Here is a 13991-nt window from a genome sequence, read left to right on the forward strand (position 1 = left end):
ATGTAAAACTTGCAATACCACTGGGAAAAGTATGCTTTAATGCAAAAAGCACAGCGAAATTTTTCAGAGATATGGCTCCAATCATTCAATCCTTGCTGGACACTGATTTGTACAAATTCACCATGTTACAGGTGGTGTTGCACAAATTCCCTCAGACGCACAGTGTGTACCATTTTCGCTGCCGAAATCTGGAAGACACAGTCTATCCACTGACAGACATTCTGGATGATCTGAATGAACAGCTGGATCATCTGTGTCAGCTGAAGTTTGCTGATGATGAACTGACTTATTTACGCAGTCTGAGATTTATAAAGAGCGATTTTGTTGATTACCTTGAACTGTTTCAGCTGAAACGACGCTTTATTCATGCAGGACTGGATGATCAGGGACGGCTGGACATCTGGGTTGAAGGCCCTATGGTTCAGGCCATGATGTTTGAAATTTTCGTGCTGGCTATTGTCAATGAGCTGTATTTCCGCAGAATCCGCAGTGAACAGGTACTGGAAGAAGGCGAACGTCGTTTAAAAGCTAAAATTGCACTGATTCAGCAATACGAAAAACAGCAGAATCCTGCTGATCCTCCTTTTCTGGTCTCAGATTTTGGAACCCGACGCCGTTACAGTTATGACTGGCAACTGCACGTGATCAAGACTTTTCATGCCGCTGTGCCTCAGATCTTCCGGGGCACCAGCAATGTGCTGATTGCAAAAAACCTGGGTATTTCACCGATTGGAACCATGGCACATGAATTTTTGCAGGCGTTCCAGGCACTGGATGTCCGTCTGCGTGATTTTCAAAAAGCAGCACTGGAAACCTGGGTTCAGGAATATCGTGGTGATCTGGGGATTGCACTGACCGATGTGGTGGGAATGGATGCATTCCTGCGTGATTTTGATCTTTATTTTGCCAAACTGTTCGACGGCTTACGTCATGACAGTGGTGATCCGTATGAATGGGGCGATAAAGCCTACGCGCATTACCGTAAACTGAAAGTGGACAGTCGAAGCAAAATGCTGACCTTCAGTGATGGTCTGAACCTGGAAAAAGCCTGGTCTTTACATCAGTACTTCAAAGACCGTTTTCAGGTCAGCTTCGGGATTGGAACCAACCTGACCAATGATATGGGACAGACGCCACTGAATATTGTATTGAAACTGGTGGAATGTAACGGTCAGTCTGTGGCAAAAATTTCTGACAGCCCAGGTAAAACCATGACCGATAATGATACGTTCCTCGCATATCTGCGACAGGTGTTTGATATTCAGACTGAAGAATAATTCATCTGAAGGCAGGACCGTCAAATGCTGAAGGCTTATCTGATATTCTGCTAAAGCAATACATAAAATCTGAAATATTGTGCAAATGAGCTGTGTTAAGATCTGAGCATCTGATTTCAATAAAAACCGAAAATTATGACTCAATCTGCCCTCAGTTTCGGCTTGCTGGTTGAAGCCGAAGAACTTGTGCCTCATCTGGGAAATGAGAAACTTCGGATTGTCGATCTGAGCCGAAGTTCAGTTTATGAACAGCTGCATCTGCCTCATGCGCTTCATGTCCAACCGAAGCTGCTGGTTCGTCAGGAAGAGTATGCGTCAGGTCTTTTACCTGATCAGGATGGGCTTGAAGCCCTGGTCCGTTATTTAAATATTTCGCCAGAGCACCATGTTGTGGTTTATGACGATGAAGGTGGCGCATGGGCAGGGCGTTTAATCTGGAATCTGCACTGCATCGGTTTTGAGCAGGTCAGTCTGCTGAATGGTGGTATTCATGCCTGGCTTGCTGAGGGTTATCCGACATCGGCTGAGACAGAAAAATCTGAACCGGTGAATGAGCTGATTTCCTGGACACCTGTAGAGCAGACATACCGTATTCAATATGAGAGCCTGCTCAATCAGGTCAATAATCAGGACATTCAGCTGTGGGACTGCCGCACTGAAGACGAGTATACTGGTCAGCGTCTGGCAGCCCGACGCGGTGGTCATATACCAGGTGCACTTCATTTTGAATGGAGTACTGCCCTTAACCGACAAAATCATTTAAAATTGCAGCCACTTGAACGCACTCAACAGAGACTTGAGCAGGCTGGATTCAATCTGGAAAAGCCCGTAGTTGTATATTGTCAGTCGCATCACCGCTCAGGTTTTGCCTACATACTCGGACGCTTGCTGGGCTGGAATATACAGGCTTATGATGGTGCGTGGAGTGAATGGGGCAACCGCCTCGATAGTCCTGTCATTACTGGAGAGTTGCCGTCTTGAGCCTCACATCACGATTAAAAAAACAGATTTTCATCCAGGCACAGCGTGTTGTTCCACAGCATCAGTTATCCCGCGTTGTGGGAAAACTTGCAGCAAGTGAAAACCCACTGATTAAAAATACAGTTATTCAGGCATTTAAAGCGCAATACGGTATTGATATGTCTATTGCTGAACAGACCAATGCACTGAAATATAAATCATTTAATGAATTTTTTACCCGCTCTCTGAAAGAGGGTGTGCGTGATGTGGACACCGATCCTGCCAGTGTTGTTTCACCTGCTGATGGTGCGATTTCACAGCTCGGAAAAATTGAAAATGGCGATGTTTTCCAGGCCAAAGGTCAGCGTTTTTCTGTAGAAAAACTGATTGCAGATCCGCGTCTTGCAGAACCGTTTAAGAATGGTGAATTTGCAACGGTTTATCTTTCTCCAAAAGATTATCACCGTGTACATATGCCTTTTGCAGGCACGTTGACTGAAACACTGTATGTGCCTGGTGAACTGTTTTCAGTGAATCAGACCACAGCGGAAAATATTCCAGGGCTATTTGCACGTAATGAACGCATGGTCTGTCTGTTTGACACAGAAGTCGGGCGTATGGCAGTTGTACTGGTCGGAGCCATGATTGTTGCAGGTATTGAAACGGTTGCAACCGGCAAGGTTAAACCATCAGGTCGTCTTGAACTGAACCAGCACAGCCTGCAACTGGAAAAAGGTGCAGAGCTTGGACGTTTCTATCTGGGTTCAACAGCTATTGTATTGTTTGAACAGAATAAAATGCAGTGGGATGCAGCGTTTACAGCAAACTCAACTGTTGTGATGGGTGAAGCACTGGGGAAAATTCTGTAAGGGATGAATCAGGCTGAATGCTGTAATGAATATTAAAAAATGGGAGTAAACTCCCATTTTTTATGTCTGATACTGTCGCTCATTTCACGTCTGTGCCCACGCATTTACCTACACATGATAATGCTTCAGCGTCTGTGTCTTTTTCAGCAGAAACTCAGGTTTCATCTGCTTTGAACAGACGGTCTTTAGGGAATACCACTTTAAAGACAGAGCCCCGATTTTCATGTGACTCAATTTCAAGATAAGCGTTATGCTGCATCAGCACATGTTTCACAATGGCTAAACCCAGGCCGGTGCCACCTGTCTGTCGGCTTCGGGCGCTGTCCACACGATAGAAGCGTTCTGTCAGACGGGGTAAGTGCCGTGGGTCAATTCCGATCCCTGTGTCTTCGACAGTAAAATAGCCATGATCATGATCGTCATGCCAGCCAATGGTGATGGTTCCACCCTTCGGGGTGTATTTGATGGCATTAGTGATCAGATTGCTGAAAGCACTCGCCAGTTCAATGTCTGAACCGATCAGATCACAGTGACTGTCAATGTCCAGGTTCAGGGTGTGACCATAATCAACGTTATATGCCTGAGCATCATCAAATAACTGATTCATCAGTCCTGGCATTTCCACGATCTGGTTTTTTGCAACTTTTTTGTCATTTTCCAGGCGCGACAGCAGCAGTAAATCATTGACCAGTGCATTCATGCGTTTGGTCTGTGCCTGCATCTGGTCAAATGCACGTTTCCAGCGGGGATTCAGGTCTTCCTGATCAGTAAACGTTTCAATATAACCACTAAGCACGGTCAGGGGCGTACGCAGCTCATGAGAGATGTTGTCGACAAAGTCTTTGCGCATCTGTTCAAGATTGTGCATACGGGTGACATCATAGGCGACCAGCAGACGGCTTTCACCACCAAAACGGGTCATTTTGATCTGAACATAATGGTCTTCAAACGCTGAAGATTTCATTTTCAGACCATCGGGTGCCTGATCAATATGATTGAAGTATTCAATAAAACCAGGCTGACGAAGAATGGTCAGAATGTTGCGTCCACGGTCCAGTGACTGAATGCCCAGCAGTTTTTCAGCAGCCGGGTTCCACCATTCAATCTGATGCATTTCATCAATCAGTACCACAGCTTCAGCCAGTGCAACCAGTGATGACTGCGCACGGTCGATCAGTCCGACCATTTCTGCCTGAACAATCCGTTCCTGACGCTGAGCACGGTAAACATTGAACAGCAGTGCGCCCCATATTCCATCCAGATTGGGTGGAACATCATAGGGACGGTTGGAAATCCATTCATTGACCAGGAAAAGCGAGCGCAGCTGTAATGCAAAAAATACCGCAAATGCAAGCAGCAGACAGCTCCATAAATACCCAGTCCCAAAGCCAACACAGGCCGCAATCAGCAGGAAAAAAGCGAGTAAGCGTAAGTCCTGTTTGGCAAAAGCCCATAAACTGCTGTATCGGAATTTTTTATGTTCACGGGCAAGTTCAGGGACGGGGTAGGGTTCATACATACAGTCAGATTAACCTAAAGCAACATCGGCACGGGTGGAGAAACGGTAGCCCGTACCACGGACAGTCTGTACAAAGCGATCAGCACCATAAGGTTCGAGCACTTTGCGCAGACGACGGATATGGACATCAATTGTACGGTCTTCAATATATACATTACCACCCCAGACCTGATCCAGTAACTGAGCACGGGTATAGGCACGTTCAGGATGGGTCATGAAAAAGGCAAGTAAACGATATTCAGTGGGTCCCATTTCAAGAATGTTGTTGCCAAAGCTGACACGCTGACTGACAGGGTCAAGAATCAGTCCATTGGCATCAATGGTTTTTTCACCGCTGAGCGCATTGGCACGACGCAGAACAGCCTTGATACGGGACACCAGTTCACGTGTGGAAAATGGTTTTGTCATGTAATCATCTGCGCCTGCATCCAGACCCTGTACTTTATGGTCTTCTTCGCCACGAGCTGTCAGCATGATCACTGGGATTTCATTCAGGTTTTCATCACGTTTCAGTCGGCGGCATAAGTCCACACCACTGACACCGCCTGGCAGCATCCAGTCCAGCAGAATCAGCGATGGACGTTGATCCACGATCATCTGGTGAGCCTGTTTGGCATCTTCAGCCTGCAAACACTGAAAGCCTGCCATGTCCAGAGAGGTATGAATCATTTCTCTGATTGGAAGTTCGTCATCGACGATTAATATGTAGTCATCTTTCACAACGTAATATCCTAATTAGTGTAAACGGTGGACCGCTTTTTATTTATGACAGGCTTATTACAAAGATTAATTATGACAGTATCATTGCAGAAAGGGGGCTATCGCTGATTATTGCAACCTTTTGTGACAATTTTCAGACGAATTCATGAACAGTTCAAGACAATGCCATTTTTGAAAAAAATTAAATAAAACAGTTTTTTGAATTGAACAGCATCTGAAAATACCGCTTTAACTGAGAATCAGCCGGGCAGTTCAGCGTGTTCTGCAAATGTTTCCAGCAGTGACAGAAACACGGTTTCACAGGCAGAAACAATTTCATCAAGTGACTGTCTGAAGCCACCCATCACCCAGCGGACAGCAATCTGAGTGACATAACCGTTCAGTCCGGTTGCGACCAGGGAAATTTCCTGCTCGCTGCGGGGAATGCGGGGCATCATCAGCATGACAAAAGCCTGAATCATCCGGTCAAAACGACCCATGGTTTCCTGTATGGTGGCGTGATTATGCAGTTCCTGAACCAGCATGGCATCGACATAAATGATCCGGGCGGTGCGCGGGTCATCTTTCAGCATGGAAAACAGAGCACGAAGTCCGCTGTGAATCATCTGACGCGGTTCAGGCGATGCCTGCATGACACCCTGCATGACGGTCTGCTGCAGCTGTTCAATCAGCTGTAAAAAAATGGTCTGAAACAGATCTTCACTCTTTTTGAAGGATTCGTAGAAGTAACGTTCAGTGAGTTTCGCTTCTACACAGATATCCTTCACAGTCACTGAAAAGAAACCCTGAGAGCCATAGGCTTCAATTCCAGCTTCAATCAGTTTGTCACGACGAGCCTGTTTTCGCTCACTCAGGGACATGCCTTTGAACTGACGCTCTTTGACCGTTTTTTTAACAGGCGCTGTAGAGGCGGTGGGTTTTACATCATGATCTGTATCTGAGTAAGTCATATGAAATTGTGCCAAATGAACCGTGCAAACTAGAATATTTTATCAATAAAATCAGCAGAAGCCTATGTCAGGTTGTTTGTGTAATATTTCATCAGTAAAACATGGATGGATGATATTGACAATATCTATTGTCAAATTTATATTGAGGGTGTGAGCTGCACATGGGTAAACTTTGTGCGGAATTTTGACAAAGGAAAGACAATGAAAAATTTTAAAAACAAAGTCGCTGCAATTACTGGTGCGGGCTCAGGTATGGGACAGCAGCTGGCAGTTCTTCTTGCGAAAGCTGGCTGTCATTTATCCATCAGCGATGTCAACGAAAAAGGACTGGCTGAGACTGTAGAACTGACCAAACCTTATAACGTGCGTGTTACAAGTAAAAAAGTAAACGTGGCAGACCGTGAGCAGATGAAAGCATGGGCTGAAGAAACGGTTCAGAATCACGGTTCAGTCAATCTGATTTTCAATAATGCCGGTGTGGCACTGGGTTCGACAGTTGAAGGGGCGAGCTACGAAGATCTTGAGTGGATCATGGGGATTAACTACTGGGGCGTTGTGTACGGCACCAAAGAATTTTTACCGTATCTGAAAAAATCAGGTGATGGTCATATCATCAATACGTCCAGTCTGTTTGGTCTGACAGCTCAGCCAACTCAGTCTGCCTATAACTCATCCAAGTTTGCGGTACGTGGCTTTACTGAAGCGTTACGCCAGGAACTGGACCTGGAAAAATGTGGTGTAAGTGCGACCTGTGTACACCCAGGGGGTATCCGTACCAATATTGCCAACGATGCCCGTATGAATGACAGCCTGAAATCACTGGGTATGAATCCTGAAAAGTCAGCGAAAGCATTCAACAAACTGTTGCGTATGCCTGCAGAAGAAGCAGCTCAGGAAATTCTGGATGCTGTGCTGAAAAACAAACGTCGTCTGTTGATTGGTAATGATGCGAAAACACTGGATATTGTTCAGCGTATTCTGCCGACGGGTTATCAGAAAATTACGGGTCTGGCGACCAAAATGAGTAAGCGTCTGGAACCGAAATAAGTTCTGAATACTGACCAGGAAAACCCGCATTTTGCGGGTTTTTTTATGGAAGCTGTTTGACTGCACTGAGCAGGCAATACTGAATGATCAATAAAAAGAGTTATGTCTGACAGCATATTTTCTGAATAGATTTTCTTATCTGAAATTGAGCATAAAATTGTCATTTATTTGACAGAAAAGAATAAAAGAAGTGGGCATGATGATTTCACAGGCTACACAAATGAACAGATAACACTATTGCAAAACATTCAGAGGGAAATCACATGAGTCAAAATTATCAACATATTCAGGTAAAACCGGTCAATGGGCGGATTGGCGCAGAAATTCAGGGCGTTGTCCTGTCTGCCGATCTGGACGAGGCAGTTGTTGCTGAAATCAATCAGGCACTGCTGCAGTATAAAGCTATCTTTTTCAGAGATCAGCATCAGCTGGATGATGCTGGACAGGAAGCATTTGCTGCACGACTGGGTACGCCACTGAATCATCCGACGGTTCCAGTCAAACAGGGATCAAACCATATTCTGGAACTGGATTCGCGTGGCGCGCGTGCAGACAGCTGGCATACCGATATCACGTTTATTGATGCATATCCTAAGGCTTCGATTTTACGCAGCATTGTGGCACCAGAAGCAGGCGGCGATACAGCCTGGGCAAACACCACATCTGCCTACGCTTCTTTGCCTGAGCCACTCAAAGCACTGGCAAACGGGCTTCGGGCAGTACACAGCAATGATTATGACTATGCGGGCTATGCAGGTCAGATCAGTGTCAGTCCCGAATATCTGGCACAGTATAAAGGTGTGTTTAATTCCACTGAGTATGAAACTGAGCATCCACTGGTACGGGTTCATCCAGAGACAGGTGAAAAGACCCTGTTACTTGGACATTTCTTTAAACGTTTTGTCGGATTCAGTACTTCAGATTCCCGAAAGTTGTTTGATCTGTTCCAGTCCTATGTCATTAAGCAGGAAAATATGGTGCGCTGGCGTTGGAAACAGGGTGATGTTGCGATCTGGGATAACCGTGCAACGCAGCACCGCGCAATCAATGATTATGGAGATCAGCACCGTGTTGTGCGCCGTGTTACCCTCGAAGGGGATATCCCAGTCGGCGTAGATGGCAAGCCAAGCCAGATTCTTCGTAAGGAACAGAAGTTTGATGTTTCTGATCTTCGACTGACCAATGATGGTCTTTATGAAAAAGTTTCATAATCAGGTGTGTTGATCGGATTCAGCATTCAGTCAAATCCTTAAGGAAATACTGAATGCTGGATATTTCAAAAAAAGATAATCTATTAAGAATAAATGATTCGATAATTTTTACTCTCTTATTTAATATTTGAATGAATGGATAAATAAGGGGGTGATATTATGGTGGATCATATTAATCAGGTTTTATTTAAAGATACGGTTATAAATATTTTTAAAAGTATGTCTGCTGAAGATGTGGATGATATTTTAAAATACAGTCAGATTAAAAAATATTATAAAAGTGAAGTCATACTGAGTCATCAAAACAGTACGGATGCTTTTTATGTATTGCTGGATGGTATTGTTCAGGTGGGTTATTTAAGTCCATCTGGGCGTTATCATGCATTTCATTATTATTCAGATAAAAACCTGATGAATCTTGTTCCATGCCTGAATAAACAGGCACTGGACTATGATTATCATGCCCTGAATCAGGTCACAGTACTGATTATTCCTGAACATATACTTTTAAGTAAAATGAATAATAACAACAACCTGTTTTCAAGTATCTTTGAGCTGACTGCAAAACGGATGCAGGCATTGCTGCAGGAACTCAAATTTTTACATGTTGCCAGTCTGCACCAGAAACTGTGTCGGATTCTATGGGGCTTTATGCAGCAGTATGGGGTATATCACAGCATGGGTACAGAAATTGAGCTTAAACTTTCACAGCATGATCTTGCTGAATTTTTATCTGCATCCAGGCAGACGATTAACCGTGAAATAAAAAATATGGTCCATAATAATATACTCGTATGGGAATATGAAAAGATTATTATTAAAAACTCCGATTATTTAAGGCATCAGGTTAATCTGGTTTAAAATTGTATTATTGTTATTATTTAAAACTCATAATTAAATCACTTTATATTATTTTTTAATCTTTGGAATATATCGGATATTTACCCTCTTAATATAAAGAGGGTGGAAAAATGACAATTCAGTCGATTAATGTCCGTAATCAGTTAAAAGGGACAATTCAGGAAATCGTCAGAGGGGATGTGGTTTCTGAAGTGGATGTGGTGACAGCTTCGGGTGTGTTTACATCCGTGATCACGACCCGTTCAGTGGATGAGCTAGATTTACAGGTCGGTTCTCAGGTGATTGTCCTGATTAAATCCACCGATGTTTCACTTGCAAAGCTGTAGGTGAAACAGATTTATGAAACAGTTATTTTTATCTGGGGTTTCTGTACTGAGCATATTGAGTGCCAGTATTTCGGCAGCACATGCAACTGATGTGACTCAGTTGCAACAGCAGGTCAGCCAGCTTGAACAGTCTCTGTCACAGCTGAAACAGGAAATTGGTCGTCTCAAGGCACAGAAGTCAGATCCTGCTGTCAGTCAGCCGACAGCACCATTGTCTGAAACAGATGCATTACTTGCAGAAAGTTCTGACGAGGAAGGTGCGGAAAATGAGGCAGATGGTCAGTACGTAACCCAGGCAGAACTGCAAGGGGTACAGAGTGATATTGAAAACTTTAAATATCAGGTACAGCGTGACCGCGATACAAAAACAGCATTATCCACCCGACAGTTGCTGGTCAATGGGGTGGTACAGGTCAAGGCATCCTATCTGGATGAAGCACAGCGCACCGTACCTGTAGGCACAAATATCGGATCAGCCGTTCAGGACCGACACTCGTCATTTGATCTGGGAGCGGTACAGGTTGGATTTGCAGGAAATCTGTACAAGGACTATGAACAGGGTAAAAACCTTGATTTCAATCTGCGCTTTGGTACCTCTCCGCAGACTGGAACCAACAACAGCTATCTTAATCTGCTCGATGCCCAGCTCATTTACAACGTATTGCCCACACTGAGCCTGGATACCGGCAGGCTGTCGGTCACGGTCGGGCAGCAACTGTTGCCATTTGGTCAGGAAGTTCAGGCGACTGAAGATTTAAAACCAACCATTAACAATGCGCTGTTCAGTCTGCCAGGTTATGGCTATGGGCTTGCTTTGCGTGAAGTTGGGGTGGTTGTTCGAGGGGATGCTTTCCCAATCGTGGACTATGGCTATAACTACCGCTCGCCACTGATCAGTTATGCCTTTGGTGTCGTCAATGGAAATGGTGCCAATAAATCGGATGACAATGACGATAAAAACTTTATCGGGCGTCTGCGTTATACCGTCCCTGCAGAATATAACTCATGGTTACGTGAACTGAGTCTGGGACTGTCCTGGTATCAGGGTAAAAGTAATCTGTTTGATCTAAGTGGCAACAGTGCGGCTTTTGCAGGAAAGGGCGATGTTCTGCGTCAGGGGATAGATGTCTATTACAACCATCATCCCTTTGGTGTCACCTATGAATATGTTCAGGGTGAAGACGAAATCTATATCGGTCAGAACCAGACCCGCAACCGTAAAAGTGAATCACATACAGGCACGCTGTTCTGGAATTTTGGTGAACAGTTCGTAAAAGGGTTCCGTAACCAGGGGCGTTATGACGACTGGTGGCCGAAGTCCTATCAGGCATTTTACCGTTTTGACAGCATCGATCGGGACAAAAGTCTGAATCAGCAGAGTATTGATATTCACAGCCTGGGACTGAATGCATTTTTTGCCGAAACCACCAAACTTCAGATCAACCTGAATCATGTCAATAACGAATTAACCCATCAGAAATATAACGAGCTGGTCGCACAGTTCCAGTACGGATTTTAATTTTATTATTCAGAGGAATTTTTTATGTTGTTATGGTCAAAAATTTTGTTGAATGCCGCTGTTGCCTCCTCGGTTCTGCTGGCTGCCGCACCGCTTCAGGCCGCTGAGGAAAAACCGGGTGTGATCCGTCTGGCGTCTCCGATGGTCGGTACCGGTAACCGCCCGGTGGGGTATGGCAATTATTATGCAACGACCCAGACGCTGGGACTGCTGGAAAAAGAATTCCAGAAAGACGGCATTAAGATTCAGTGGAATAACTTTAAAGGTGCTGGACCTGCAATTAATGAATCTTATGCAAATGGGCTGGTGGATATTACCTGGCTGGGAGATCTGCCTGCGCTGATTGGAAAATCCAGCCGGCTGGATACCCGTCTGGTCGCTGTAGGAGGAACCAATGACAATACTTATCTTGCAGTACCTACCAGCTCTACAGCAAAGTCGATTGCAGATTTAAAAGGGAAAAGAATCGGCTTTTTTAAAGGAACGAATCTGCATCTGTCCATTATCAGTGTCATTAAAAAATATGGGTTGAGTGAAAAAGACTTCCGTTTTGTCAACATGGATGGACCTGTCGGGTATTCGGCACTTGCCAGTGGTGACATTGATGCGATCTGGAGCAACGTCTCCATTCAGTCTGTGGTGGATCGGGGAATTGCGAAAATTATTTACAACACGAAGCAGGAGCCTGACTTATACAAACTGTCGGGCTATGTGCTGGTGAATTCAAAGTTTGAGCAGAAATATCCTGAAACGGTTCAGCGAGTGGTGAATGTTCTGGTCAGACAGGCCGCATGGGAAAGTCAGCCACAGAACAAAGCAGCGTTGTTTAAACTCTGGTCCAAATCCGGCTTGCCTTACAACACGTTTGTTAAAGCCAATAGTGGCATTGATCTGAAACGTCATGAAGCCCCTATTCTGGATGCTTATAACGTGACTTTGATCAAGCAGAAACTGAAAGTAGGGCAGGATCTTAAACTGATACGCGGCAATATTGATGTAGACAGCTGGATTGAACCGAAATATGTCAACAGTGCATTGAAAAGTTTAAATCTTCAGGGGTTCTGGACTCCACTGAATGCAAATGGAAAGTAAGCATTCAGAAGCAGGAGAAATATGATGCTTGAGCAAAATCTGGATTTAAAAAGCGCGGTACTTGAACCTGAAAGCCGCCCATCTGCTGTTTCAGCACTGATCGGGATATTCAGAAAAAGATGGATTCTGCAGCTGGGCACAGGGCTGATTTTCCCATTGCTGTTGCTGATCAGCTGGCATGAAGCAGTACAGCACAACTGGGTGAATCCATTGTTGCTGCCTGCGCCATCGCTGGTGTGGCAGGCTTTACAGGATCTTTATCTGTCGGGTGAGCTGTGGAGTAATCTGAGCATCAGTCTGAGCCGGATTGTTTATGGATTCAGCGCAGGTATTCTGATTGCCTTATTGCTGGGGCTGGCTATGGGCTTATCCCGCTCTGTGGAGGCGTATCTCTGGCCTTTGTTTAAAGTCATTAATCTGGTGCCTGTGGTCGGCTGGATTCCTCTGTTGATTTTACTGGTGGGTATCGATGAAGCACTGAAAATTATCCTGATTGCCAAAGCAGCACTGGTTCCGATGACCGTGAATGTTTTTAAAGGTGTACGGAGTATTCCCGTCCAGCTGGTGGAGGTTGCAGAGGTTTATCAGCTGAGTCGATGGAAGCGTTTCCAGCGGTTAATTTTACCCGGTGCTTTTATCAGTTTTATCGGTGGACTCAGGCTGTCACTGGCAAGCGCATGGGGTGCACTGGTTGCTGTTGAACTGCTGGCATCGAGTGAGGGCATTGGTTATGTCATGGTTTATGGACGGCAGATTTTTCAGCTTGATGTGGTGATGGCAACCGTGGTTGTGATCGGGCTGGTCGGATTTGCTTTTGATCTGTTGATCAGTCTGATTCAGAAGCAGTTTGCAGGCTGGAATCTACACAGGAACAGATAATGAAAAAAATTGATTTAAGAGGATGGGTGATTCCATTGCTGCTGGGTGTGATCTGGTATGTGGTCAGTACGAAGCAATGGGTTGATCCTGCTTTGCTTGCACCGCCCATGGATGTCTGGCATGCATTTGTTTCAGGATGGGTTTCAGGAGAGCTGACGGAAAATGTACTGTACAGCCTGCTCAGAAATACAACAGGATTTATTGTGGGCAGTCTGGTCGCCATAGCTACAGGCGTTGCTCTGGGGTTAAGCCGGAAACTTGATCTTATTTTTTCTCCCACTTTAAATGCGATCAAGCATGTCGCTGTTTTTGCCTGGATTCCGCTCATGATTATGTGGTTTGGACATGGTGAATTATCCAAGATTATTTTTATTGCGCTGGTGGTTTTTTATCCTGTTTTTTTCAATGCCTATGATGGGGTAAAGCATGTGTCGGCACAGGTGCTGGAGGTTGCACAGATTTATCAGCTGAGTCCTGTACAGGTTTTTCTGAAAGTAATTTTGCCTTCGGCTGCACCAAGTATTTTTGCAGGTCTGAATATCGCACTGGTGTATTCCTGGGTGGCAACAGTTGGAGCTGAGTATTTCTTTGTTTCTTCGGTGGGTGTTGTCAATCCGGTTATGGATGGTCAGAACCTGTTCCGAATGGATATTGTTCTGTACGGCATGGCAGTCATAGCGGTGGTGGGGCTGATTTTTTCAAAAACAGCACAGTTCTTTGAAAACTATAATTTGCGCTGGCGTCAGTCAGCAAATACATAA

The 13991-nt window shown here is 44.9% G+C and carries 14 protein-coding genes; 11 read left to right on the forward strand and 3 right to left on the reverse strand.

The annotated features are described in order from the left end of the window. The first annotated feature begins 71 nt into the window (after positions 1-71). From pncB to asd, 3 genes are all read left to right on the forward strand, one after another. A complete protein-coding gene (gene pncB, locus CDG61_RS00860; protein ID WP_087549705.1) occupies positions 72-1277 on the forward strand; it encodes a nicotinate phosphoribosyltransferase in 1206 nt (401 codons plus the stop codon). A gap of 135 nt (positions 1278-1412) precedes the next feature. Next, on the forward strand, positions 1413-2258 hold the full coding sequence (locus CDG61_RS00865) for a sulfurtransferase (protein WP_087549706.1): 846 nt from the start codon (positions 1413-1415) through the stop codon (positions 2256-2258). After that, entirely contained in the window at positions 2255-3106 is an 852-nt protein-coding gene (asd, locus tag CDG61_RS00870; protein WP_087513667.1) for an archaetidylserine decarboxylase, read from the forward strand. Before CDG61_RS00865 ends, asd begins: the two co-directional genes overlap by 4 nt. Positions 3107-3260: 154 nt before the next feature. Here asd and phoR read toward each other — a convergent pair whose 3' ends face one another. The 3 genes from phoR to CDG61_RS00885 all read right to left on the reverse strand — a co-directional run bounded on the left by phoR (position 3261) and on the right by CDG61_RS00885 (position 6295). Beyond that, positions 3261-4625, reverse strand: coding sequence for a phosphate regulon sensor histidine kinase PhoR (gene phoR / locus CDG61_RS00875; RefSeq protein ID WP_087549707.1), 1365 nt, complete (start codon positions 4623-4625; stop codon positions 3261-3263). 9 nt (positions 4626-4634) lie between these two features. Then, positions 4635-5345 (reverse strand): phosphate regulon transcriptional regulator PhoB, encoded by a 711-nt coding sequence (phoB, locus tag CDG61_RS00880; RefSeq protein ID WP_087513669.1) that lies wholly within the window; start codon positions 5343-5345, stop codon positions 4635-4637. A 239-nt stretch (positions 5346-5584) separates the two neighbouring features. Then, complete coding sequence (locus tag CDG61_RS00885) at positions 5585-6295, reverse strand: TetR/AcrR family transcriptional regulator (RefSeq protein WP_087513670.1); 711 nt, start codon at positions 6293-6295, stop codon at positions 5585-5587. A gap of 201 nt (positions 6296-6496) precedes the next feature. On the opposite strand from CDG61_RS00885, the gene CDG61_RS00890 reads away from it, so the two are divergent. The 8 genes from CDG61_RS00890 to CDG61_RS00925 all read left to right on the forward strand — a co-directional run bounded on the left by CDG61_RS00890 (position 6497) and on the right by CDG61_RS00925 (position 13991). Beyond that, entirely contained in the window at positions 6497-7342 is an 846-nt protein-coding gene (locus CDG61_RS00890) for an SDR family NAD(P)-dependent oxidoreductase (protein WP_087550004.1), read from the forward strand. A 263-nt stretch (positions 7343-7605) separates the two neighbouring features. Further along, entirely contained in the window at positions 7606-8553 is a 948-nt protein-coding gene (locus CDG61_RS00895; RefSeq protein ID WP_087549708.1) for a TauD/TfdA dioxygenase family protein, read from the forward strand. Positions 8554-8712: 159 nt separating this feature from the next. Next, positions 8713-9414: a Crp/Fnr family transcriptional regulator gene (locus CDG61_RS00900; RefSeq protein ID WP_087549709.1), complete on the forward strand. Its 702-nt coding sequence runs from the start codon at positions 8713-8715 to the stop codon at positions 9412-9414. Positions 9415-9524: 110 nt separating this feature from the next. Continuing rightward, a complete protein-coding gene (locus tag CDG61_RS00905; RefSeq protein ID WP_087549710.1) occupies positions 9525-9740 on the forward strand; it encodes a TOBE domain-containing protein in 216 nt (71 codons plus the stop codon). 13 nt (positions 9741-9753) lie between these two features. After that, on the forward strand, positions 9754-11259 hold the full coding sequence (locus tag CDG61_RS00910) for a hypothetical protein (RefSeq protein ID WP_087549711.1): 1506 nt from the start codon (positions 9754-9756) through the stop codon (positions 11257-11259). 24 nt (positions 11260-11283) lie between these two features. Further along, positions 11284-12351: an ABC transporter substrate-binding protein gene (locus CDG61_RS00915; protein ID WP_087549712.1), complete on the forward strand. Its 1068-nt coding sequence runs from the start codon at positions 11284-11286 to the stop codon at positions 12349-12351. Between the two features lie 21 nt (positions 12352-12372). Beyond that, positions 12373-13230 (forward strand): ABC transporter permease, encoded by an 858-nt coding sequence (locus CDG61_RS00920; RefSeq protein ID WP_228199599.1) that lies wholly within the window; start codon positions 12373-12375, stop codon positions 13228-13230. After that, positions 13230-13991, forward strand: a complete 762-nt coding sequence (locus CDG61_RS00925) for an ABC transporter permease (protein ID WP_087549714.1) — start codon at positions 13230-13232, stop codon at positions 13989-13991. The genes CDG61_RS00920 and CDG61_RS00925 overlap by 1 nt, the downstream gene beginning before the upstream one ends.

This window comes from Acinetobacter sp. WCHAc010052, assembly GCF_002165295.2.
GTDB classification, from domain to species: domain Bacteria; phylum Pseudomonadota; class Gammaproteobacteria; order Pseudomonadales; family Moraxellaceae; genus Acinetobacter; species Acinetobacter chinensis.

Coding starts and splice junctions, on each gene's coding strand:
- pncB (WP_087549705.1), top strand. CDS start 72: ATGGCTCCAATCATTCAATCCTTGCTGGACACTGATTTGTACAAATTC.
- CDG61_RS00865 (WP_087549706.1), top strand. CDS start 1,413: ATGACTCAATCTGCCCTCAGTTTCGGCTTGCTGGTTGAAGCCGAAGAA.
- phoR (WP_087549707.1), bottom strand. CDS start 4,625: ATGTATGAACCCTACCCCGTCCCTGAACTTGCCCGTGAACATAAAAAA.
- CDG61_RS00885 (WP_087513670.1), bottom strand. CDS start 6,295: ATGACTTACTCAGATACAGATCATGATGTAAAACCCACCGCCTCTACA.
- CDG61_RS00890 (WP_087550004.1), top strand. CDS start 6,497: ATGAAAAATTTTAAAAACAAAGTCGCTGCAATTACTGGTGCGGGCTCA.
- CDG61_RS00895 (WP_087549708.1), top strand. CDS start 7,606: ATGAGTCAAAATTATCAACATATTCAGGTAAAACCGGTCAATGGGCGG.
- CDG61_RS00900 (WP_087549709.1), top strand. CDS start 8,713: ATGGTGGATCATATTAATCAGGTTTTATTTAAAGATACGGTTATAAAT.
- CDG61_RS00905 (WP_087549710.1), top strand. CDS start 9,525: ATGACAATTCAGTCGATTAATGTCCGTAATCAGTTAAAAGGGACAATT.
- CDG61_RS00910 (WP_087549711.1), top strand. CDS start 9,754: ATGAAACAGTTATTTTTATCTGGGGTTTCTGTACTGAGCATATTGAGT.
- CDG61_RS00915 (WP_087549712.1), top strand. CDS start 11,284: ATGTTGTTATGGTCAAAAATTTTGTTGAATGCCGCTGTTGCCTCCTCG.
- CDG61_RS00920 (WP_228199599.1), top strand. CDS start 12,373: ATGATGCTTGAGCAAAATCTGGATTTAAAAAGCGCGGTACTTGAACCT.
- CDG61_RS00925 (WP_087549714.1), top strand. CDS start 13,230: ATGAAAAAAATTGATTTAAGAGGATGGGTGATTCCATTGCTGCTGGGT.